Origin of the sequence: Pseudorhodoferax aquiterrae, assembly GCF_014652235.1 — a bacterium.
In the GTDB taxonomy this organism is placed as follows: domain Bacteria; phylum Pseudomonadota; class Gammaproteobacteria; order Burkholderiales; family Burkholderiaceae_C; genus Pseudorhodoferax; species Pseudorhodoferax aquiterrae.
In genome coordinates this window covers 179,782-201,980 of sequence record NZ_BMYK01000007.1, presented here as the reverse complement: position 1 = coordinate 201,980, position 22,199 = coordinate 179,782, and the positions used below count along the sequence as shown (strand labels likewise).

General features: G+C 70.9%; 23 protein-coding genes. 7 read left to right on the top strand and 16 right to left on the bottom strand.

Annotation, left to right across the window (positions count from 1 at the left end; all coding sequences use genetic code 11):
• The first annotated feature begins 126 nt into the window (after positions 1–126).
• From IE209_RS14410 to IE209_RS14390, 5 genes are read left to right on the top strand one after another with little or no spacing between them, the layout of a single operon-like run.
• Positions 127–1,431: a glycosyltransferase gene (locus IE209_RS14410; RefSeq protein ID WP_189687705.1), complete on the top strand. Its 1,305-nt coding sequence runs from the start codon at positions 127–129 to the stop codon at positions 1,429–1,431.
• Positions 1,422–2,516 (top strand): glycosyltransferase family 9 protein, encoded by a 1,095-nt coding sequence (locus IE209_RS14405; protein ID WP_189687641.1) that lies wholly within the window; start codon positions 1,422–1,424, stop codon positions 2,514–2,516. The genes IE209_RS14410 and IE209_RS14405 overlap by 10 nt, the downstream gene beginning before the upstream one ends.
• Positions 2,513–4,276 (top strand): carbamoyltransferase family protein, encoded by a 1,764-nt coding sequence (locus tag IE209_RS14400; protein WP_189687640.1) that lies wholly within the window; start codon positions 2,513–2,515, stop codon positions 4,274–4,276. The genes IE209_RS14405 and IE209_RS14400 overlap by 4 nt, the downstream gene beginning before the upstream one ends.
• Positions 4,273–5,274, top strand: coding sequence for a glycosyltransferase family 2 protein (locus IE209_RS14395; RefSeq protein ID WP_229882848.1), 1,002 nt, complete (start codon positions 4,273–4,275; stop codon positions 5,272–5,274). The genes IE209_RS14400 and IE209_RS14395 overlap by 4 nt, the downstream gene beginning before the upstream one ends.
• Positions 5,275–5,286: 12 nt before the next feature.
• On the top strand, positions 5,287–6,318 hold the full coding sequence (locus IE209_RS14390) for a UDP-glucuronic acid decarboxylase family protein (RefSeq protein WP_373305343.1): 1,032 nt from the start codon (positions 5,287–5,289) through the stop codon (positions 6,316–6,318).
• On the opposite strand, the gene IE209_RS14385 is transcribed toward IE209_RS14390, so the two are convergent.
• The 10 genes from IE209_RS14385 to IE209_RS14340 form a co-directional block, all read right to left on the bottom strand.
• On the bottom strand, positions 6,308–7,282 hold the full coding sequence (locus IE209_RS14385; protein WP_189687638.1) for a glycosyltransferase family 4 protein: 975 nt from the start codon (positions 7,280–7,282) through the stop codon (positions 6,308–6,310). The two genes, IE209_RS14390 and IE209_RS14385, sit on opposite strands and share 11 nt — an antisense overlap.
• Positions 7,283–7,317: 35 nt before the next feature.
• Entirely contained in the window at positions 7,318–7,569 is a 252-nt protein-coding gene (locus IE209_RS14380) for a hypothetical protein (RefSeq protein ID WP_189687637.1), read from the bottom strand.
• Between the two features lie 75 nt (positions 7,570–7,644).
• Positions 7,645–8,622, bottom strand: coding sequence for a dioxygenase family protein (locus IE209_RS14375; RefSeq protein ID WP_189687636.1), 978 nt, complete (start codon positions 8,620–8,622; stop codon positions 7,645–7,647).
• 20 nt (positions 8,623–8,642) lie between these two features.
• A complete protein-coding gene (gene aroQ, locus IE209_RS14370; RefSeq protein ID WP_189687635.1) occupies positions 8,643–9,086 on the bottom strand; it encodes a type II 3-dehydroquinate dehydratase in 444 nt (147 codons plus the stop codon).
• Positions 9,087–9,100: 14 nt separating this feature from the next.
• Positions 9,101–10,162: a Gfo/Idh/MocA family protein gene (locus IE209_RS14365; protein ID WP_189687634.1), complete on the bottom strand. Its 1,062-nt coding sequence runs from the start codon at positions 10,160–10,162 to the stop codon at positions 9,101–9,103.
• Positions 10,163–10,306: 144 nt separating this feature from the next.
• Entirely contained in the window at positions 10,307–11,128 is an 822-nt protein-coding gene (aroE, locus tag IE209_RS14360) for a shikimate dehydrogenase (protein WP_189687633.1), read from the bottom strand.
• Complete coding sequence (locus IE209_RS14355) at positions 11,125–12,381, bottom strand: CaiB/BaiF CoA transferase family protein (RefSeq protein WP_189687632.1); 1,257 nt, start codon at positions 12,379–12,381, stop codon at positions 11,125–11,127. Before IE209_RS14355 ends, aroE begins: the two co-directional genes overlap by 4 nt.
• Complete coding sequence (locus IE209_RS14350; protein WP_189687703.1) at positions 12,378–12,851, bottom strand: MaoC family dehydratase; 474 nt, start codon at positions 12,849–12,851, stop codon at positions 12,378–12,380. The genes IE209_RS14355 and IE209_RS14350 overlap by 4 nt, the downstream gene beginning before the upstream one ends.
• A gap of 30 nt (positions 12,852–12,881) precedes the next feature.
• A complete protein-coding gene (locus IE209_RS14345) occupies positions 12,882–13,292 on the bottom strand; it encodes a VOC family protein (protein WP_189687631.1) in 411 nt (136 codons plus the stop codon).
• Between the two features lie 10 nt (positions 13,293–13,302).
• Positions 13,303–14,232, bottom strand: a complete 930-nt coding sequence (locus tag IE209_RS14340; protein WP_189687630.1) for a ketopantoate reductase family protein — start codon at positions 14,230–14,232, stop codon at positions 13,303–13,305.
• 95 nt (positions 14,233–14,327) lie between these two features.
• On the opposite strand from IE209_RS14340, the gene IE209_RS14335 reads away from it, so the two are divergent.
• Complete coding sequence (locus tag IE209_RS14335) at positions 14,328–15,272, top strand: LysR family transcriptional regulator (RefSeq protein ID WP_189687702.1); 945 nt, start codon at positions 14,328–14,330, stop codon at positions 15,270–15,272.
• Between the two features lie 240 nt (positions 15,273–15,512).
• Here the strand turns inward: IE209_RS14335 and IE209_RS14330 are convergent, their stop codons facing one another.
• From IE209_RS14330 to IE209_RS14305, 6 genes are all read right to left on the bottom strand, one after another.
• A complete protein-coding gene (locus IE209_RS14330) occupies positions 15,513–16,250 on the bottom strand; it encodes an SDR family NAD(P)-dependent oxidoreductase (RefSeq protein ID WP_189687629.1) in 738 nt (245 codons plus the stop codon).
• Positions 16,251–16,484: 234 nt separating this feature from the next.
• Positions 16,485–17,237, bottom strand: a complete 753-nt coding sequence (locus tag IE209_RS14325; protein WP_189687628.1) for an ABC transporter ATP-binding protein — start codon at positions 17,235–17,237, stop codon at positions 16,485–16,487.
• A 2-nt stretch (positions 17,238–17,239) separates the two neighbouring features.
• Entirely contained in the window at positions 17,240–18,022 is a 783-nt protein-coding gene (locus IE209_RS14320; RefSeq protein ID WP_189687627.1) for an ABC transporter ATP-binding protein, read from the bottom strand.
• The gene (locus IE209_RS14315) at positions 18,019–19,017 is read right to left on the bottom strand and encodes a branched-chain amino acid ABC transporter permease (protein WP_189687626.1); all 999 of its coding nucleotides are present in this window, start codon (positions 19,015–19,017) and stop codon (positions 18,019–18,021) included. Before IE209_RS14315 ends, IE209_RS14320 begins: the two co-directional genes overlap by 4 nt.
• On the bottom strand, positions 19,014–19,889 hold the full coding sequence (locus tag IE209_RS14310) for a branched-chain amino acid ABC transporter permease (protein WP_189687625.1): 876 nt from the start codon (positions 19,887–19,889) through the stop codon (positions 19,014–19,016). Before IE209_RS14310 ends, IE209_RS14315 begins: the two co-directional genes overlap by 4 nt.
• Before the next feature lie 111 nt (positions 19,890–20,000).
• A complete protein-coding gene (locus IE209_RS14305; RefSeq protein WP_189687624.1) occupies positions 20,001–21,137 on the bottom strand; it encodes an ABC transporter substrate-binding protein in 1,137 nt (378 codons plus the stop codon).
• A gap of 270 nt (positions 21,138–21,407) precedes the next feature.
• Between IE209_RS14305 and IE209_RS14300 the strand changes: the two genes are divergently transcribed.
• Complete coding sequence (locus IE209_RS14300; RefSeq protein WP_229882847.1) at positions 21,408–22,196, top strand: enoyl-CoA hydratase-related protein; 789 nt, start codon at positions 21,408–21,410, stop codon at positions 22,194–22,196.
• Positions 22,197–22,199: the final 3 nt, after the last annotated feature.

Here is a 22,199-nt window from a genome sequence, read left to right as displayed (position 1 = left end):
TGCATGCGGCGCCAGGGCAAGGCGCCTGCCCGCCCTGCACGCCCCGGGCATGCCCATTGCCAAGTGCCCAGGCGAGGCCGGAGCGGTTTCCGGCGCTACAGAAGCGACAACACCATGAATACAGGCTTGCGCATTGCGCTGATCAGCGAGCACGCCTCGCCGCTCGCGCCGGCCGGCGGCGTCGACGCCGGCGGGCAGAACATCTATGTGGACCACGTGGCACGCACGCTGGCGCGGCGCGGCCACCGCGTGGACGTGTTCACGCGCCGCGACGCGCCCGGCCTGCCGGACGTGCAGTCCCTATGCCGCGGTGCGCGCGTGGTGCATGTGACGGCGGGCCCGGACCGCTACCTGCGCAAGGAAGACTTGCTGCAACACATGCCGCAGTTCATGCGCAGCTGCGAGCAATGGATGCGCCACAACACCTACGACCTCGCGCATGCGAACTTCTTCATGTCGGGCCTGGTCGCGCGGCAATTGCAGCAGCGCCTGGGCCTGCCGTTCGCAATCACCTTCCATGCGCTGGGCCTGGTGCGGCTGCAGCACCAGAAATCGGCCGATGCCTTTCCGCCCGAGCGCATCGCGATCGAGCGCGACTGCGTGCGCGATGCCGATGCCGTGATCGCCGAGTGCCCGCAGGACCGGGCCGACCTCATCGGTCTGTACAACGCGGCGCCGCAGCGCCTTGCGCTGGTGCCTTGCGGTTTCGACCCGCAGGAGTTCGCACCCATGGACCGGGCTGCAGCGCGCCGCGCGCTGGGCCTGGATGCGGACGAATTCCTGGTGCTGCAGCTGGGCCGGCTGGTGCCCCGCAAGGGCGTGGACAACGTGGTGCGCGCGCTGGCCCTGCTGCGCGACCAGGCGGCCGGCCGGCGCGCACGGCTGCTCGTGGTGGGCGGTGAGACGCCCGAGCCCGATGCGGCGCGCACGCCCGAGATCGGCCGGCTGCGCGCGCTGGCGCACGAACTGGGCATCGCCGCCGAGGTGCAGTTCACGGGCCACCGCGCACGCCATGCGCTGCGCCCCTTCTACGCGGCCGCCGACGTGTTCGTTTCCACGCCCTGGTACGAGCCCTTCGGCATCACGCCGCTGGAGGCCATGGCCTGCGCCATCCCGGTGCTGGCCAGCGACGTGGGCGGGCTGCGCCATTCGGTGGTGGACGGCGCCACCGGCTTCCTGGTGCCGCCGCACGACCCCGCCGCACTGGCCGCGCGGCTGGCGCTGCTGCAGCGCGATCCGGCACTGGCCGCGCGCCTGGGCGCCGCGGGGCGGCGCCGCGTGCAGCGGCTGTTCACCTGGGACAAGGTGGTCGACGGCCTGCTCGGTGTCTACCGCGGCATACGGCGCGTGCCAGTGCCCGCGCAGCGCAGCCTCCATGCCGCTGGCGCCGGCCGGCTCGCGCTGGCCGCACAGGAGCGGCCATGGCTGTGATCGACGCCCGCTGGGCCCAGGTCCGCCGCCTGCTCGTGGTACGGCTGGACAACCTGGGCGATCTGCTCATGACCACACCCGCGCTCGCGGCCCTGCGCCAGGCACTGCCGCAGGCCCGCATGGCACTGCTGGCCTCGCCGTCCGGCGCGGCCGCGCTGCCCCACCTGCCCATGCTGGACGAGGCCATCGCCTACGACGCGCCCTGGGTGCGCTCGTCCGCGGGCGACGGGGCGCAGGCCGACCATGCACTGCTGCAGCGCCTGGCCCTCGCCGAGTTCGATGCGGCCATCGTCTTCACGGTCTGCACGCAGAGCGCGCTGCCGGCAGCATTGCTGTGCCGGCTGGCCGGCATCCCGCTGCGGCTCGCGCACAGCCGCGAGAATCCCTACGGCCTGCTCAGCGACTGGGTGCGCGACGCCGACCAGGTGCAGACCGGCATGCGCCACGAGGTGCAGCGCCAGCTGGACCTAGTGCGCCAGCTGGGCATCGACGCGAGCGGCGGGCCGCTGGTGTTCCAGGTGCCTTCGGCGCACGCGCGCCGCTTGCGCCAGCGCCTGGCGGCGGCCAGTGGCAGCGCGAGCCGCCCCTACTTCGCCGTGCACGTGGGCGCGAGCGCTGCCTCGCGCCGCTACGCACCCGAGGGCTTCGCCGCCGCCGCCGATGCCATCGCGCGGCTCAGCGGCCTGCTGCCGGTGTTCACCGGTACTGCGTCGGAGCAGGCGCTCGTCGAGCAGGTGCGCAGCCGCATGGCCATGCCTTCGCTGGCGCTGGCCGGTGCGCTGGACCTGGGCGAGCTCGGCGCGCTGCTGGCCGGTGCGCGCGTGCTGGTGGCCAACAACACCGGCCCCGTGCACATGGCGGCCGCACTGGGCACGCCCGTGGTCGTGCTGTACGCGCAGACCAACCCGCAGCACACGCCCTGGCAGGTGCCCGCGCGCGTGCTGTTCCACGATGTCGATTGCCGCCACTGCCTGCGCAGCACCTGTCCGGCCGGCCACCACGACTGCCTGGCCCGGGTCGCGCCGGCCGACGTGGCCGCGGCCGCGCTGGAACTGCTGCAGGCCGGCGCCAGGGAGGCCGCATGATCACGCTGGGCATCAACGCGGCCTTCCACGACAGCGCGGCGGCCCTGGTCGTGGACGGCGCGGTCGTGGCGGCCAGCGAGGAGGAGCGCTTCACGCGCATCAAGCACGCCAAGCGGCCGCTGCCGTTCACGGCCTGGGAGCTGCCCTTCCATGCCATCGACGACTGCCTGCGCCAGGCCGGCCTGCGCCTGACCGATGTCGACCACGTGGCCTACAGCTACGACCCGGCGCGCTTCCTGGCCGGCCGCGCCGACGCCGCGATCGCGCTGCCGCTGGAACCCTCGGCGCAGCCGGCCGGGCCCTGGGAGAACCCCTGGGACCCGCTGTTCGCGGCCTACATCGTCAACGCGCCGCGCCAACTGGCCGACGGCGCGCCGCACCACCTGCAGGCGCGGCTGAAGGGCGCGCGGCCCGACGGGCCCTACCGCTTCCATTTCGTCGGCCACCACCTGAGCCACCAGGCCAGCGCCTTCCTGGCCAGCCCCTACGAGAGCTGCGCCGTGATGACGCTGGACGGCCGCGGCGAGGACGCCACGACCGGCTACGGCGTCTACGCGGACGGGCGCTACCGCGCGCTGGGCGAGGTCCGCATGCCGCACTCGCTGGGCCTGCTTTACGAGCGCGTGACGGCGCACCTGGGCTTTCTGCACTCCTCGGACGAGTACAAGGTCATGGCGCTGGCCGCCATGGGCCAGCCGCGCTTCGCCTCGGCGCTGCGCGCCCACATCGGCCTGCTGCCGGCGGGCGGCTACCGCATCGACCCGGTCGACCTGGTCGCGCTGGCCGGCCCGGCCCGCCAGCGCGGCACGCCGCTGGAAGCGCAGCACTTCGACCTGGCCGCCTCGCTGCAGGCCGTGCTGGAGCAAACCGTGTTGCACATCGCGCGCTGGCTGCGCGAGGCCAGCGGCCAGGCGCGGCTGGCCATGGCCGGCGGCGTGGCGCTGAACTGCGTCATGAACGCCAAGCTGCGCGACAGCGGCATCTTCGAATCGGTCTGGGTGCAGCCCGCCGCGGGCGATGCGGGGACCGCGCTGGGCGCGGCGCTGTGGACCGATGCGCGCGAGCGCGCGGGCAAGGCCCCCGATGTCGACGGCGCCACGCCGCTGGCGACGCGCCCCTGGTCCATGCGCCACGCCTACCTGGGCCCGGCCTACGCGGACGAGGAGATCGAAGCCCTGCTGCGCTGGGCCAAGCTGCCCTACCGCCGGCTGGACAACGTGGCCGGGCGCGCCAGCGAGCTGCTGGCGCGCGGCGCCGTGCTCGGCTGGTTCCAGGGCCGCATGGAGTTCGGCCCGCGCGCGCTGGGCGCGCGCTCCATCCTGGCCTCGCCGCTGGACGCCGGCATGCAGGCGCGCATCAACGAGCTCAAGGACCGCGAGGACTTCCGCCCGGTGGCGCCCGTGGTGCCGCGCGAGCGCCTGGCGGACTGGTTCACGCCGGCCGAGGCCAACGGCGGCGAGGCGCCGTTCATGCTGTTCCTGTACGACGTGCGGCCCGAGCAGGCCGCGCGCATCCCGGCCGCCTGCCACCAGGACCGCACGGCGCGCGTGCAGACCGTCACGGCCGAGGACAACCCGCGCCTGCACGCGCTGCTGCAGGCTTTCGGCGAGCGCACCGGGGTGCCCGTGCTGATCAACACCTCGTTCAACGTGCGCGGCGAGCCCGTGGTCTGCACGCCCAAGGATGCGCTCGACGCCTTCTTCAGCACGCCGCTGGACGCGCTGGTGATGGGCCCTTTCCTGCTGGAGAAGCCGCGGTGAAGCGCTTCGCGGCGGCGGACCCGGCGGCGCCGCAGGTCGCCGTGGTCATCGCCACCTGCCGCCGCCCCGGCCTGCTGCGCCGCTGCCTGCAGGCCTTGCTGCGCCAGCAGGGCCTGGTGCACGACTGGGAGATCGTGGTGGTGGACGACGGCCCCTGCGCCGAGACCGAAACGCTGGTGCGCACGCTGGCCGAAGGCGGCGGCACCCGGCCGCGCCTGCGCTACGCCCGCGCCGAGGGCACGCGCGGGCCGGCCGGCGCGCGCAACACGGGCTGGCGCAGCACGCGCGCGCCCGTCATCGCGTTCACCGACGACGACACCGTGCCCGCGCCCGACTGGCTGGCCGAGGGCCTGCGCGCGCTCGAGGGCGGCCTGGTGGCGGCCGGCGGCCGCGTGGTCGTGCCCGTGGACGGCGCGCCGACCGACCACGCGCGCATGACCCAGGGCCTGGAGCGGGCCGAGTTCGTGACCGCCAACGCCTTCGTGCGCCGCAATGCGCTGCTGGGCGTGGGCGGCTTCGACGCGCGCTTCACGCGCGCCTGGCGCGAGGACTCGGACTTGCAGTTCGCGCTGCTGGAGCGCTACGGCGGCGTCGGCCGGGCCGAGCGCGCCGTGGTCGTGCACCCGGTGCGGCCGGTGCGCTGGGGCATCTCGATGGCGCAGCAGGCCAACGTCTACTTCGACGCGCTGCTCTACGCCAAGCACCCGGCCCTGTTCCGCAGCCGCATCCGGCGCCGCCCGCCCTGGCTGTACGCGCTGGTGGTGGGCGCCGGCCTCGCGGCCCTGGGCACCGCGCTGGCCGGCCAGGGCGCCTGGGCCGGCGCGTTCGCGGCGCTGGCGCTGGCCGGCTGCCTGGTGTTCGCGCTGCGGCGCCTGCGCGGCGCCTCGCATGCGCCGGGCCATGTGGCCGAGATGCTCGTGACCTCGCTGGCCATCCCGTTCCTGGCCTGCTATTGGCGGCTGCGCGGCGCCTGGCGCTTTCGCACCCTGTTCCCCTGACCTGCCTGGAGACTGCCCGTGCCTTCCACCCACGACATCCTCGTCACCGGCGCGGCCGGCTTCCTGGGCAGCCACCTGTGCGACCGCCTGCTCGAGCGCGGCCACCGCGTGATGGGGCTGGACAACCTCAGCTCGGGCACGCGCGACAACCTGGCCCACCTGCAATCGCACCCGCGCTTTCGCTTCGTCGAGCAGAACGTGACCGCGCCGCTGGCCCTGCAGGTGGACCGCATCTACAACCTGGCCTGCCCGGCCAGCCCGCCGCACTACCAGCAGGACCCGGTGGGCACCACGCTGACCAGCGTGCTGGGCACCTGGCGCATGCTGGAACTGGCGCGCCACTGCGGCGCGCGGCTGCTGCAGGCCTCCACGAGCGAGATCTACGGTGACCCGGCCCAGCACCCGCAGCGCGAGGACTACCACGGCGACGTCAACACCATCGGCCCGCGCGCCTGCTACGACGAGGGCAAGCGCTGCGCCGAGACCCTGTGCTTCGACTACCTGCGTCAGCACGGCGTGGCCGTGCGCGTGGCGCGCATCTTCAACACCTACGGGCCGCGCATGCTGCCCGACGACGGGCGGGTCGTCAGCAACTTCATCGTGCAGGCCCTGCACGGCGCGGACATCACGCTGTACGGCGACGGCGGGCAGACGCGCTGCTTCTGCTTCGTCGACGACACGGTGGAGGGCCTGCTGCGGCTCATGGAATCCGACAGCACCGGCCCCGTGAACCTGGGCAACCCGCACGAGATCACGATGCACGTGCTGGCGGCCGAGGTGCTGGCGCTGACCGGCAGCAGCGCGCAGCTGGTCTACCGGCCGCTGCCGCAGGACGACCCGCGCCGGCGCTGCCCGGACATCGGGCTGGCCCGGCGACTGCTGGATTGGGCGCCCCAGGTGCCGCTGGCCCAGGGCCTGCGCCGCACCATCGACGACTTCGCGCGCCGGCTGGCCAGCCCGCGCACGCCGGACGAAGCCGCGCTGCCGCTGGCCAGCGCCCTCCTGCGGGTGCAGCCGGCTGGCGGCCAGGCCGTCAGCTGGTGAGCTCGGCGATGGTGGCCTGCCAGTCGGCCACGAAGCGCCCGATGCCGAAGCGCTCGGCCGCCGCGCGCCGGCCGGCCTCGCCCCACTCCTCGGCCAGGCCGGGGTCGCGCAGCAGCTGCTGCATGACCTGCACCAGCCGCTCGGGCCGGGTGTCGATGTAGCCGTTCTCGCCGGAACGGATGACCGTGGACAGTTCGGTCGTGGCCAGGCCCACGACGGGCAGGCCCACGGCCATGGCCTCGATCAGCGCCAGGCCCAGGCTGGTGTAGCGCACCGGGTGGAAGAAGAAGCGGTAGTCGGCCATGAAGGCCGGCAGCGCCGCGTTGTCGATCTCGCCGAGCCCGCCGACCAGGTTGCTTTCCATGCCGACCAGTTCCAGCGGCAGCTGGCCCGCCGCGGACTGGTACAGGTCCAGCCCGAGCTTGCGGCCGCGGCGCTGCAGCTGGTTCACGACCATGATGCCGCAGGCACGCCGGCCGGTGTAGCGGGCCGGCCCCAGCAACTGCACGCCGTGCTCGATCACGCGCTGCGGCGTGCGGCCGGCGTCCCACATCAGCGCGTTGAATGGCGTGACCTGCACCAGCAGCGCCCCCGGGTCGTCGACCCAGTGGCGCTGGTCGGTCGGGTTCTGCTGGGGCGGGTCGTGCTCCAGGTAGATGCGCGGCAGCGCGCGCTGGGCCTCGGACAGCAGCATGAGCCGGTCCTCGTCCCAGTTCTGGCGCGACTGGTAGAGCACGAGGTCGAACTCCATGGCCTGCAGCCGCTCGACGGGCGCCTCGTGCACGTTGTCGCCCCAGGGCAGCGTGCCGCTGCGCCCGCTGCGGCCCGGCGTTCGCCCGGCATCGGTCACGAGGTAGAAGTCGTGCGGCACCTGGCTCAGGTAGTACAGGTAGTTGCCGTGCACATGCCAGGTCAGGATGCGGCGGCGCGGCAGAGCGGGGGGGGAGGTGTGGATCGAGGCCATGCCCGGCCGGGGCAAGCGCCGTGCCCGGCCCCGGATCAGGACGGCGGCCGCCGGGGCAGGCGCTGCGTCAAGGCGCGCGCGTGTTCTGCCGCCTGTTCGGAAAAGTGCAGCAAGGTGCGCAGGCAGAAGATCTCGCGCCGGCGCTCGACCTGCATGGCCTTGAAGAGGCTGGTGTCTGGCGGAGCCTGCAGGTCCAGCGCCGAGGCGAACATGCGCGACTCGGCCTCGAGCCTGGCCTGCTGGCTGGCCGCGAAGGCCTGGTAACTGTTGCCGATGGGGTCGTCCACCGTGGCATTCTGCGTCAGCCGGCTGTTCAGCCGCCGGCCGGCGCCGGGCGTCGCCGGGCTGCCCTGGCGGCGAACTCAGCGCTTCGTGCCCGCACCCTCCGCAGCCGGAACGTCGGCGCGTTCCAGCACGGCCCGCGTAGGCCGCGCGCCGCTGGCCTTGCCGGTGATGGGCGGCCTGGGCAGGCGGGCCTCGCCGGGCTCGATGACGAAATGGTGGTCCAGGCTGTACCAGGCCCCCGCGATGTCCGGCGCTGGCGGTGGCTCGCCCGAATGCAGCACGTACTGGCCGACCAGGGCCCGCGTGACGCCGAACTGCACATCGGTCTCCAGGTACGGGTCGTCGCTGGAGTAGACCTGCGCGAACTGCGTCTTGAAGCCGGGCTTGAACACCATGAAATGGATGTGGGCCGGCCGCATGTTGTGCCGGCCCTGCGCACGCAACAGCGCACCGACCGGGCCGCTCAGCGGAATCGGGTAGCCCACGGGCTTGATGGTGCGGAACGCGATGCGCCCGCCGGCGTCCGTCGTGAACTTGCCGCGCAGGTTCATGTCGGCCTGGCCCGGGTCCTGGTTCTCGTAGAAGCCCTCGGACGATGCCTGCCAGACGTCGACCTCGGCACCGGCCACGGGGCGGCCCTGCGGGTCGCGCACCCAGGCGTTCACGAACACGGGCGCCCCACGCGTCGGCGAACGCACGATGGAGCCGCCGTTGGCGGTCGCCGGCGCATCCATGCGCCAGAACGGGCCCATCAGGTTGGCCGTGGTCTCGGTCCGGCCGTTGTCGCCGTTGTTGAGCAGGCAGACCAGCGCGGAGATGCCCAGCGAGCCGGCGATCAGCACCACCTCGTTGTGCGAGGCCGTCGTCAGCTGGCCGAGTTGGGCGATGAGGGCACAGGCCTGGTGGAACTCGGCCTCCGACAGCCGCGCATCGCGCACGAAGCCGTGCAGATGGGTGACCGCGGCGGTCATGATCTCCCTGAAGCGCGGATCGTCCGCACGCGCCAGTTCGGCCAGCACGGCCGCGGTCACATCGCTCGGCTTTTCGATGACCATGGAACGCTCGTCGCGGCTGCTCAGGCCGGGATCTGTGCGTGGCCGACGGCCGTGCGCAACGCCAGCAGATAGCTGTCCACGCCGAAGCCGGCGATCTGCCCCTGCACGATCTCGGCGAACACGGACCGGTGACGGAACGCTTCGCGCGCATGGATGTTGGACATGTGCAGTTCCACGATCGGGCAGTTCAGGATGGCGAGCGCGTCGCGGATACCGTAGCTGTAGTGGGTCCATGCACCGGCGTTGATCATGACGCCATCGACACCGTCGAAGTAGGCCTGGTGGATGCGCTCGCACATGGCGCCTTCGTGGTTGGTCTGGAAGTGCTGGACTTCCACCCCCAGTTCGCGGCCCAGGTCACACAGCGCCGCGTTGATCTGGTCCAGCGTGACCGTGCCGTACTGCCGCGGATCGCGCTTGCCGAACATGTTGTGGTTGATGCCATGCAGCATGAGGAATTTCATGGGTTCTTCCGGATTCAAGTGAGGGGAATCTCGACGACGCCGCCGGACTGCGCCGCCGCGGCGATGGCCTCGGTCACGCGCAGGTTGAGCAGGCCGTCGCGCGCGGTGACCAGTGGCTGCACCTCGCCGCGCACGACGGCTCCGAAGTGTTCCATCTGGAGCTTGAGCGGGTCCTCGCGCACCAGGCCCACGGTGGCGGCGTCGAACGGCTTCCACCACGAGCGGTCCTGCGGACCGGGATAGGTCCTCAGGCGCATGGTGGGCACCGACAGGCTGCCGTTGGTGCCGGTGATGACGTAGCAGTCCTCGTCGTCTGCGCTGGCATAGGCGGGGTTCTCCCGGCTGGTCTGCTCCCAGCTGCGCGCGCAGGCGGCGGTGTCCGAGAGCATGAAGGTGCCGAGCGCACCGCTGGCGAAGCGCAGGTTGATCGCCACCGTGTCCTCGACCGCGAAGCCCCGGACGGCATGCGACTTGAACGCCTGGACGGCGGCGATCTCCCCGCACAGCATGCGCAGGCTGTGCACCTCGTGGATCATGTTCAGCAGGATCGGGCCGCCGCCCGGCTCACGCCGCCAGGGGGCGTCGGCAAAGTACTGCGCGGGCTTGAAGAAGACGGCACTGCCCATCACCGCGACCAGCCGACCCAGCTGCCCCGCGTCGATGACCTGCCGGGCCGTGGCCATGATGGGACTGTGCGCGCGGTGGTGGCCGACCAGCACCCGGGCGCCGGTCGCCTCCACCCTGTGCAGCAACCGGGCCCCCTCGGCCACCGTGGTCGCCACCGGCTTTTCCAGCAAGACCGGCAGGCCGGCCTCGATGCACTGCAGCGCCTGCGGCACGTGCAGCGCGTTGGGCGTGGCCAGGACCAGGCCATCGGGACGGTCTCTGGCGAGCAGCTCCTCGATCGAGCCGTACAGCGCGACGCCCGCCTGCGCGGCCAGCGCGGCCGCTGCGGGCGCCGGGTCCACGATCGCGGACAGCGTACAGCGGGGGCTGGCCTGGGCGACACCCATGTGCGCCCGGCCGATGAGGCCGGCGCCAGCGACGGCGATGCGGGTTTTGCGTGGGGTTTGCATCTGTGCAGTAAACCGCGGGTCGGCGGCGCTGGCAAGCGCGGCCGGCCGCCTGCGCACGGGCTGCTGCGCAGCGCCGGGGGACCAGGCGCTGCCTGCAGGCCGGCCAGGGGCCTGCGCGGTCTTCAAAGCCTGCGCCACGCCCAGTCAGGCCAGCGGGACGGCCAGCCGCTCGATGACCGGCTGCGTCGCCGGCCGCACGCCACGCCACCATGCGAAGGCCTCGGCCGCCTGTTCCACCAGCATGCCCACGCCATCGGCGAGCCGGCGCACGCCCGTCTGTTGCGCCATGCGCAGGAACGGCGTGAGGCCTTTGCCGTAGGCCAGTTCATAGGCCAGACCGTGGGGAACGAACACGGTGGCGGGCACCGGCGGCAGCTCGCCGCGCAGGCTGGCCGACGTGGCATTGAAGACGAGGTCGAACCGCTGGCCCTCGAGCTCCTGGTAGCCACAGGCGCGCACGGGGCCCTGGCCCACGAGCTCCTGGGCCAATGCCAGTGCCTTCGCCACGGTCCGGTTGACGATGACCAGCTCGGCGGGGCGCTGTTCGAGGAAGGGCAGCAAGGCACCGCGCGCGGCGCCGCCGGCGCCGAGCACGAGGACGCGCTTGCCCTGCATCGCGCAATCCAGGTTGCGGACCACGTCGCGCGTGAGCCCGACGCCGTCGAAGTTCTCCGCCAGCACGCGCTCGCCGTCGAACTTGAGCGCGTTGACGGCCCCGGCCAGGCTGGCCCGTGCCGAGCGCTCGGTCGCATAGGCGAAGGCATCGAGCTTGAACGGCGCCGTGACGTTCAGGCCGCGGCCGCCGGCCGCGCGAAAGGCCGCGGCATCCTCGGCGAACAGCCCCGGCCGGCCCTCGATCGCGGTGTAGACCAGGTCCTGCCCGCTGGCCTTGGCGAACATGCCGTGGATCAGCGGCGACTTCGTGTGGCCGATGGGGTGGCCGATGACGGCATAGCGGTCGCTCATGACGGCATCGCCCGGGTGTAGAGCACGCCGTCGGCCTGCATCGCGGCGATCTCCTCGGCCGAGAAGCCGAGCCCGGCGGCGACCTCGGCGTTGTGCTGCCCCAGGTCAGGCGCAACCTGGCGGATGGTGGTGTCGCAGTCCGAGAACCTGAACGGCAGGTTCGGCAGCCTGATCTTGCCGAGCACCGGATGCTGCTGCTCGACGACCATGCCGCGCGCCTGGATCTGCGGGTCGGCCAGCACCTCGTCGATGCGCTGCACCTTGGCGCAGGGCACGTCGATGCCGTCCAGCAGGTCCAGCACCTCGGCCACCGTGCGCGAGGCCACCCAGGGCTTGACCACGCCCAGAATCTCCAGCCGGTTGGCGTTGCGCCCCGAGGTCGTGTGAAAGCGGGTGTCCGCCCCGAAGCCGGCCGGCCCGCCATGGGACTGCACCAGCGCGGCGAAGCGCTTCCAGGCGTCGTCGACCTGGGCGGCGATGACCAGATCGCCGTCGGCCGCGCGGAACACGCCGTACAGCGTGGAGGTCGGCATGTCGTGGCCGGTCTGCACCGGCAGCTCGGTGCCGCCCGAGAAGGTGTAGCACTGCACGGCGTACTCGTGCATGGACACCAGCGTGTCGTACAGCGCCATGTCGATGTGCTGGCCCTTGCCGCTCTTGGTGCGGCCCAGCAGCGCGGCGTTGATGGCCGCCACCGCATGGATGCCGGTGTACATGTCGCCCAGCGAGATGCGCAGCAGCGGCGGCGCCTCGCCCGGCTGGCCCACCATCTGCATGATGCCGCTCTTGGCCTCGGCGATCAGGCCGAAGCCGGCCCGGTGCGCATCGGGCCCGGTGTGGCCGTAGGCCGAGATCGAGCAATAGACCAGGCCGGGGTTGCGCCGGCTCAGTTCCGCGTAGCCCAGGCCCAGCTTGTCGAGCGCGCCGGGGCGGTAGTTCTCGATGAACACGTCGGCACTGTCCACGAGCTTTTGGACCAGCGCCTTGCCGCGCGGGTCCTTCATGTTCACGGACACGCCCTGCTTGCCCATGTTCAGCTGCAGGAAGTAGCCCGAGTAGGCGCCGTCCTCGCCCACGAACCAGGCGTGCTGGCGGCCGGCGTCGCCGCTGCCCGGCCGCTCGACCTTGATGACCTCGGCACCCAGCGCTGCCAGGCAGCGGCCCACGTAGGGGCCGGCCAGGAAGTGCGAGTAGTCGATGACGCGGATGCCGGCCAGCGGCAGCGGCTGTGCGCTGTTCTGTGCGGCGCTCATGCGGGTCTCCTGGGGATCATGAGGCGGTGCTCGCCCTTCTGCACGACCTGGCCGTGCTGGTTGACGAGTTCGGACGGCAGCACCACGATGCCCCAGCCCGGCCGGCTCCTGGACGCGCGCAGGCCGGTGACCGTGAACTTCACGTGCAGCCGGTCGCCGATCTTGATGGGCAGCAGGAAGTCCCAGGTCCAGCCCAGCGACATGCCGGGCAGGAAGCGGTATTCGCTGCGGGTTTTCAGGCCATCGGCGATCGACAGGCCGAACAGGCCGTGCGCCACGCGCGTGCCGAAGGGCGTGGTCTTGGCGTAGTCCTCGTCGATGTGCACGGGCGTGTAGTCGCCGGTCAGCTCGGCATAGGCGTTGATGCGGGCCTCGGTGACTTCGTACTCGGGGCTGGTGCAGGTGTCGCCTTCGGCGGCGTCGTCCCAGTACTTTTCCGGCGTCTCGAAATGCTGGGGGGGCGGTGTCAGTTTCACGGTGCGTCTCCAGATGGGAAGGTGTCAGCCGCGTGGGCGCACGGCCAGGGCCTGGGCCACGCTGCCGGGTGCGGCCTGGATCAGCTCGACGGCCAGGCCATCCGGCAGCTGCAACCAGTGGCGGCCCTGCGGCAAGGCCTTGACGCCCCAGGGCTCGGCGGCCCGGAGCGCGGCCTCCAGGTCATCGACCATCACGCCCAGGTGGGCCAGCCAGCCGGCATCGTTGCTGGGCGGGGCCTCGAAGTCGGGCGTGGCCATGAGCTGGATGCCGCCCAGCGTCCAGTACTGGCGCGGGTCGTCTGCGGGGCCGTCGATCTCGCGCACGTCCATGCCCAGCACCTCGTGGAAGAAGCGGATGTGCCAGTGGATGTCGCGCACGCGGATGGCAACGTGCTCGACATAGGCGAAGGTGGGTGGCGTGAAGGGGGTGGTCATGGGGGTCTCCTCACATCGCGGCGCGTGCGCGCTCGATGCCTTTGATGCACGCGACCAGCGTGGCGTTGACGGGGGTGGGCACGCCGCTGCGCTGGCCCCAGCGCACGACGGCGCCGTTGATGAAATCGATCTCGGTCACCGAGCCCTTCTCCAGGCTTTGCAGCATGGAGGTCTTGAAGTCCTCGGGCAGGCCGGCGGCCGCCTTGGTCCAGGCCGCGCGCGGGTCGGTGTAGGACAGCTGCACGCCGCTGGCGCGGGCCACGTCCATCGCTTCCTGCACCGCCGCCACCGCGGTGGCCTCGATCTCCGCGATGCGGTAGAGCGGGCCGTAACTCAGGCCGGTGATGCCGCTGACCGCGCCGGTCGCGACGTTGATGAGCAGCTTGTCCCAGATCGTGCCCAGGATGTTGGCGCTGACGGTGGTGGCCAGCCCGGCCGCCGCGAAGCATGCGGCGATGCGGGCGATGCGCGCGCTGGCCGTGCCGTCGAGCTCGCCGATCAGCGTCTCCTTGCCCGCGGTGCCGCTCAGGATGTGGCCCGGCCCGAGCAGCACGCCGCCGACGTAGGTCTTGCCCGCGACGACGCGCGCGCGCCCGACGGCTTCGGCCAGGATGTCCTCGTGCCCCAGACCGTTCTGCAGGGAGAGCACCACCGTGTCGGCCCCGATCAGCGGTGCCGCACCGCGGATGGCTTCCTCGGTGTGGAAGGATTTGACGAGCACGACGACCAGGTCCACGGGGCCGAGTGCCGTGCAGTCCGTGGCCGCACGCACCGCCACGCTGCGTTCGGTATCGCCCTGGCGCAGGCGCAGGCCGTTCGTCCGGATGGCCTCCACATGGGCGCGGTTGCGGTTGATGAGCACCACGTCGTTGCCGGCCAGGGCCAGCGCGCCGCCGATGGCACAGCCCAGTGCGCCCGCGCCGAGTACTGCGATCTTCAATGGATTCTCCCCGTCATCGCGGCGCATTCTGGGCATGCGCTGCCATTCTGCAAATCGCATGACTGCAATACACTGCATTGAGAATTCACATGGAGATGCGGATGTCGGACCTTCCCCTGCTGGACGGCAAGCAGCTGCAGCTGATCGAGCTGCTGCACAGCACCGGCAGCGTGACGCGCACGGCCGAGATGCTGGGCCAGACCCAGCCCACGGTCAGCATCTGGCTGGCGCGGCTGCGCGAGCAGTTGGGCGATCCGCTGTTCGTGCGCACGGCGCAGGGCATGCTGCCCACGCCGCGTGTGGACGCGTTGATCGACACGGTGCGCAGCGTGCTTGCCGGCCTGCGTTCCATCAGCGCATCGCCGCACGTGTTCGATCCGGCGACCGTGCAGCGCAGCTTTCGGATTTTCATGACCGACGCGAGCCACATCACCCTGCTGCCCCGGCTGTTCTCGCACGTGCGCGCGCTCGCGCCGGGCGTCACGCTGGAGGCGGTGGGCATCCATGGCGGCATGGCCGCGGAGCTCGAATCCGGTGCGGCCGACCTTGCGCTGGGCTTCATCCCCGAGCTGGAAGCCGGCTTCTACCAGCAGACCTTCTACGACCAGGACTGGGTGTGCCTCGCCCACTCCAGCCACCCCCGCATCCGGCCGAAGTCGTTCGGTCTGGCCGACTACACGCGCGAGGCCCATGCCGGCATCGTCTACGGCACCGGCGCGCAGCTGCTGGAAAGCACGGTCAAGCGGCTGGAGATCGAGCGGCGCGTCGTGCTCAGGATTCCCGGCTTCCTGGGATTGCCCGCCATCCTCTCCACCACCGACCTGATCGCCACCTTGCCGCGGCACATCGGCGAGACGCTGGCGAAACTCGGTGGACTGCGCGTGCTGCCCTGCCCGGTCCCGATCCCGAGCTTCTCGGTGCGCCAGCACTGGCATTCGCGCTACCACCAGGACCCCGGAAACCGCTGGCTGCGCAGCATCTGCGCCGAGCTGTTCCTGCGGGCGGCGCGCCCTGCGCGCGGAGCGGCTGCACGCCGCTGAGCCCGCACCGGCAGGCTCAGAACGGGTGAATGAACCGATCGCGCCCACGACGGGGTGCGGCGGGCCGCAGGCGCAGGCGCGGGCCGCGGCCCGGGCTCGTGCCCGGGCAAGGACCGCAACGCCCGCATGCGGCCTGGCACGCCCCGGCCCGAAGGGCGAGGCCCCGGGCGCAACGATCATGATGGAAACGGGTGCTCATCGGGGGCCTCGCGTGGGTGTGAGCGGTTCGTTCACACGTTCTCAATAGGTCGCGCGGCCGCCCGAGGCGTCGTAGACCGCGCCGGTGCTGAACGAGCACTCGGACGATGCCAGCCAGCAGACGAGGGCTGCCACCTCTTCGACCCGGCCGGTCCGCTTCATCGGGATCTTGGCGAGCACCAGCTCGATCTGCGACGGCGGCATCTGCGCCACCAGTGCGCTGTGGACGATGGCCGGCGCCACGGCATTCACGAGGATGTTCCTGTCCACCAGGTCCTTGGCCATGGACTTGGTCAGCCCGATCACGCCGGCCTTGGAGGCCGAGTACGCCGCCTGGTTGGCGTTGCCTTCCTTGCCGGCGATGGACGCCAGGTTGACGATGCGGCCCGTGCCGCCGGTGGACAGGTGCGGGACCGCGGCGCGGCACACCAGGAAGATCGCCGTCAGGTTCAGGTCGATCACGCGCTGCCAGGCCGACAGGCTGTGGCGCCAGAACGGCTCGGACGGGCCGACGATGCCGGCGGAGTTCACGACGATGTCCAACCGGCCGCACTGCGCCATGGCGTCTGCCATCGCGCTCTGGACGGCGTGCTCGTCGGTCACGTCGACGCGCTGGCACAGGGCCTGCGGGCCGAACGCGGCCGCGGCCCGGTCCAGCGCCTGCGCGTCGATGTCCCAGAGGATCAGCCGGGCGCCCTCGCCCGCCATGCGCCGGGCGGTGGCCAGGCCGATGCCCGAGGCCCCGCCCGTGATCAGTGCCTGGTGTCCTTCGAAGCGCATGTCGCCTCCCTCAGAACGTGTGAATGAGCCGATCGCGCCCACGACGGGGTGCGGCGGGCCGCAGGCGAAGGCGCAGGCCGCAGCCCGGGCTGGCGCCCGGGCAAGGACTGCAACGCCCGCATGCGGCCTGGCGCGCCCCGGCCCGAAGGGCGAGGCCCCGGGCGCGACGATCATGATGGAAACAGGAGCTCATTGGGGGCCTCGCGTGGGTGTGAGCGGTTCGTTCACACGTTCTCAGACCACCACGGCATCGGTCGCAGCCGGCACGGCCGCCCCGCCCAGGAACAGCCGCTCGATGTGCGGGTCGGCCAACAGCTCCGCTGCGGGGCATTGCAGGACCAGCCGCCCCGATTCGAGGGCGATGGCCTCGTCGGAGATCTTGAGCGCGCTCTTGACGTTCTGCTCCACCATGAGGACGGTGGTCCCTTGCGCAGCCAGACCGCGCAACAGCCTGAACACATCCTGCACGACGATGGGCGACAGGCCGATGCTGGGCTCGTCCACCAGGATCACCTTGGGCCGCAGCAACAGCGCGCGCCCGATCTCCAACTGCTTCTGCTCGCCGCCCGAGAGGCTGGAAGCGGCGCTGTGCAGCCGCTCCTTGACCCGCGGGAACAGCGCCAGCACTTCGGGGATGCGCGCATGCGTCTGCCGGGTTCCGATCGTGATGCCGCCCAGCTCCAGGTTCTCGAACACCGACAGCTGGCCGAACAGGTTGCGGCCCTGGGGCACGAAGGCCACGCCCTTGCCGAGCAGCGTCTTCTGGTCGCAGCCGGCGATGTCCTCGCCGTCCAGCAGGATGCGGCCCTGCCGGGGGCGCAGCAGGCCGAACAAGGTCTTCAGCGCCGTCGACTTGCCGGCGCCGTTGGGGCCCAGCAGCAAGGTGATGGCGCCGCGCCGGGCCCGAAAGCTCAGCTTGTTCAGGATCATGAAGTCCTTGTAGCCCGCGACCACGTCGTCGAACTCGATGCAGATCTCGTTGGCCACGCTCAGCTCCCGAGGTAGGCGTCCAGGACGCGCTTGTTCGACCGGATCTCGTCCGGCGTGCCGATGGCCATCACCGTGCCCTCGACCATGACCATCACGCGGTGGCACAGGTCCATCACGAAGTCCATGTTGTGCTCGATGACCACGAAGCTGCTCCGGCGCGCGGCGGCCGGGTTGCGGTTCAGGTCCTTGAGCAGGCTGCCGATGCCGCCGACCAGGCTGGGGTTCACGCCCGCGCAGGGCTCGTCCAGCAGCACCAGCGCAGGCTCGCTCATGAAGGCCATGGCGATGTCCACCAGCTTCTGCTGGCCATAGGAGAGCTCGCCGGCCTTCTTGTCGGCCACGTGGCGCATGCGGAAGCGGTCGATCAGGGCATCGGCGCGCGCACCCAGCCCGCAATCGCCGGGCGCGAACATGCGGCCGAGCATGCTGCCGTGGTGCTCCTGCGCCGCCACGAGCAGGTTGTCGCGCACCGTCATCTTGCCGAACACCTGCAGGGTCTGGAAGGTGCGTCCGACGCCCTTGCGGTTGAGCGCCAGCGGACCGAGCCGCGTCACGTCCTCGCCGTTGAGTTCGATGCGTCCCTCGTCGGCCGTGATCTGGCCCAGCATGCTGTTGAACAGCGTGGTCTTGCCCGAACCGTTGGGGCCGATGACACCGAAGATCTCCCCCGGGAAGACCTCGAAGTCCACGCCCCCGACGGCCTGGATCGCGCCATAGCGCTTCCTGAGGCCGCTGACCTTGAGCAGCGGCCTGCGCACTGCGCCTTCGCGGTCGGCTCTCATGCCTCTGCTCCCGAGGCGCGCGGCGGCACTTGCGCGCGCGCCGCGGCGGCGCGTGCGGCCGAGGCCTCGCGGGACTGGCGGCGCGCCCGGATGCGGTCCGGGATCGACAGCAGACCGTCCGGCAGCCAGATCATGAGCACCACGACGGCCGCACCGAACACGCACAGGTACCAGGCCTGGGCGAAGCGCAACCACTCGGGCAGGATGACGCCCACGGCCGCACCGAGCACCGGCCCGAAGAAGTAGCCCGGGCCGCCGACGACGACCATCAGGTACATCATGATCGAGGCCAGCACCGTGAACGGTGCGGGTTCGATGAACTGCACCAGGCTGGCGAACAGCGCGCCGGCCACGCCGGCGTAGGCCGCACCGATCGCGAAGCTCAGCAGCGTGTAGCTGCGGATGTCCACGCCCAGGCTCTCGGCGCGGATCGGGTTGTCGCGCAGCGCCGTGAAGGCCTTGCCCCAGGGCGAGCGCAGCAGCCCCCAGAGCAGCGCGCCCAGCAGCACGGCCACCACCAGCACGAAGTGGTAGTAGGCCAGGTTGCTCTCCAGGCTCAGGCCGAACAGCTGCGGCCGCGCGATGTTGTTGATGCCGAAGGTGCCGCCGGTCAGCCACTCCTCGTTGCGCATGACGAGCCAGACCGCGGTGTTGAAGCCCAGCGTGGCGAAGGCCAGGTAGATGGTCTGCACGCGCAGCGCCGGAAAGCCCAGGATCAGGCCCACGGCGAAGCAGATCGCCGCGGCCGCCGGCAGCCCGAGCCAGAAGCTGATGCCGGCCTTCATGAGGATGGCCACCGTGTAGGCACCGATGCCGAAGAAGGCGGCGTGCCCGAGCGACTTCTGGCCGGCATAGCCCACCGTGAGGTTCAGGCCCATGGTGGCGATGATGTAGACCAGCCAGGCGCTGAGCAGGTAGATGCCGTAGCTGCGCAGAAAGTGCGGCGTCACCAGCAGCACGCATGCCACGGCGGCGGCCATGAGGAGCTTCTTCATACCTTGCGTTCCACCTTCTTGCCCAGCAGGCCTTGCGGCTTGAACAGGATCACGACCATGAAGATCACCAGGGCCACGGCGTCCTTGTAGGCCGGCGAGATGTAGGCGGCGGCCAGGTTCTCGCACACGCCCACGATCAGACCGCCCAGCAGGGCGCCGCGGCTGTTGTTGAAGCCGCCGATGATGGCGGCGAAGAAGGCCTTGGTTCCCAGGCTTTCGCCCATGTCGAACTTCGCCAGATAGGTGGGCGTGACCAGCAGCGCGGCCGCCGTGGCAAGCACGGCGTTGATGGCGAAGGTGTACAGGATCATGCGCGGCACGTTGATGCCCAGCACCGAGGCGCTCTCGGTGTTCTGGGCAACGGCCTGCATCGCCCGGCCCGTGATGGTCCTGGACAGAAAGGTCTGCACGAGCAGGACCAGCGCCAGCGCGAAGACGAAGGTGCCGATGTCGGTGGCCGAGACGGTGACGCCCGAGACCGTGAACAAGCTGCCGGGGAACAGGCTGGGGAACGCGTGGGCCTCGGCGCTGTAGCCGGCCCGCACCCCGTTGCGCAAGGCGATCGACAGGCCGATGGTCGCCACCACGATGGGCATCATGCCGTACTTGAACAGCGGATCGACGATGCCGCGCTTGAACACCCAGCCCAGCACGAAGCTGGCGACGAAGCAGGTGAGCACGAAGCCCAGCCACAACGGTGCGCCGGCCGACAGGAAGACCAGCATGGCGAAGGCCGGCAGCATGACGAACTCGCCCTGGGCGAAGTTGATGGTGCCGCTGGCCTGCCAGAGCAAGGTGAAGCCCAGCGCCGCCAGGGCGTAGATCGCACCTGTGGACAGGCCGCTGAACAGGAGTTGGATGAAGTCGGTCATGTGCGTTCCAGCGCGCGGTGCGGCACGGCGCGGCCGCGCCGCGCAGCACCCGATGCGGTGCCGTGCGCGGCGCCGCCCCTCGCAGGCGCCGCGCAGCGACGGGGTGCGGCCCTACTTGGCCGGCTTGAGCGTTTCGATGACCTGCGTCTTGCCGCCGGCGACCCGCACGAAGAAGCTCTCGCGGTCCAGGTCGCCCTTGTCGTCGTAGGTGAGGTCGAACAGCACGCCCGGGTACTTGTCGGCCGAGATCGAGAGACCGTGCAGGGTCTTCGCGAAGGCCTTGGGATCGATCTTGCCGACCTTCTCGAACCCTGCGCGTGCCACATGCATGCCGATGTAGCCCTTCATGGCGTTGTGGTCTGCCTTGACCTTGTACTCGGCCAGGTAGCGCTGCGCGAAGGCCTGCACGGTGGGGTTGGGTGCATCCGCCGTCAAGCCCACGTGCGCGATCACGCCGTTGGCCGCCTCGCCGGCCAGTTCGATGACCTTGTCGTTGGCCAGCGTGGTCTCGCCGACGATGGGTTTGTCGTAGCCCTGCTTGCGCAGCTCCTTGAGCAGGCGGGCGGATTCTTCCTCGTTGGAATAGACGAACAGCGCGTCGGCGTTGGACTGCTTGGCCTTCAGCACGGCGCTGGAAAAGTCCACCTGGCCCTGGTCGGTGGAGATGTCGGCGGCGACCTTGATGCCCTTGGCCTCGACCGCCTTGCCGATCATGTCCCGGCCCCCCTTGCCGAAGTCGTTGTTGACGTAGATCACGGCCAGCGTCTTGATCTTCAGGCTCTCGCTCAGGTAGCGCGCCACCTTGGGCATCGCCGCGGCCTGCGTGAACGAAGCGCGGAACACGTAGGGGTTGCCCTGCTGGGTGATCGCGGCCGCTTCGCCGCCGATGATGTTCGGCACCTCGGCGCGCCGCGTCTCGTTCATCGACACCAGGATCGAGCCCGAGAACACCGGACCGATCACCAGCGGCACGTCCTGGTCGACCGCCTTGGCCGCCAGGCCCTTGGCGACACCGGGCTGGGTCTGCGAGTCGAGCGACGTGTACTGGACCTTGCGACCCAGAATGCCGCCGGCCGCGTTGATCTCCTTGACGGCCAGCTTCACGCCGTTGTCGAAGTTCACGCCGGCCGTGGCGCCGGCGCCCGACAGCTCGACGATGCCGATGACGGGCACGGTCTGCGCCGTGGCCACCGCACCGATGGCCGCCATCGCCATCGCGGCGGCCATGCTCTTCACGCAGTTCCTCATGCTTGTCTCCTGTTGGTCTGGGCGATTGAACGATCGGCGCGACTCTAGGAGAACGGTCCCCATTTGAAAATTAGCGTAAACACATACCAGCCATGTATGGAGAACATAGTGGGGACGGCCCGCCCAGGGTTTACCTGGAGTTTCGGCGCCTGCATGTCGCTGCGTGATGGCGCCCATGCCCTGCGCGCCATGGACACGCGGGCGCCGCCCTTCCCAGAATCGGAACGCGCCGGCCGGACCGGCCCTGCCCACGAACTCCGAGGAGACACCTTGAGCGACACCGCATACCGCCACTGCCTGTACCAGACCGAGGGCGCGCTGCTGACCCTGACCTTGAACCGGCCCCAGGTTCTCAATGCGCTGCACCCCGAGGCCCACCGGGAGCTGGCCGACGCGTTCGACCGCTATGCCGCCGACCCGCAGCTGCGCGTGTGCATCGTGACCGGGGCCGGCGACCGGGCCTTCTGCGTCGGCACGGACCTCAAGGAACTGGCCGCGACGGGCGACCATGCCAAGCCAGCGACCGGCTTCGCGGGAATCACCCACCGCTTCGACCTGTGGAAGCCGCTCATCGCAGCGGTCAACGGCCACTGCCTGGGCGGCGGCATGGAAATCCTCGCGGCCTGCGACATCGGCGTGGCCGCCAGCAGCGCCAAGTTCGGCTTGCCCGAGCCGCGCGTCGGTCTGGCCGCCCTGGGAGGCGGCCTGCTCCAGCGCCTGCCACGCCAGATCGCCACCAAGGACGCCATGGCCCTCGTGCTGACCGGCGCCACGATCGACGCACAGGAGGCCAAACGCATCGGCCTGCTCAACGACGTGGTGCCGGCCGAACGCGTGATGGCCCGGGCCAGGCAGTACGCCGAAGAGATCCTGGCCTGCGCCCCGCTGGCCGTTCAGGCGTCCAAGCAGATCATGCTGCAGAGTCTGGCCGTCGCGAACCTGGCGGACACCATGCATGAGAACTACCCGGCGGCCGCCCGGATGCTGGCGAGCCGGGACGCGGTCGAGGGGCCTGCGGCATTCGCCCAAAAGCGACGGCCGCACTGGACCGGCGACTGACGC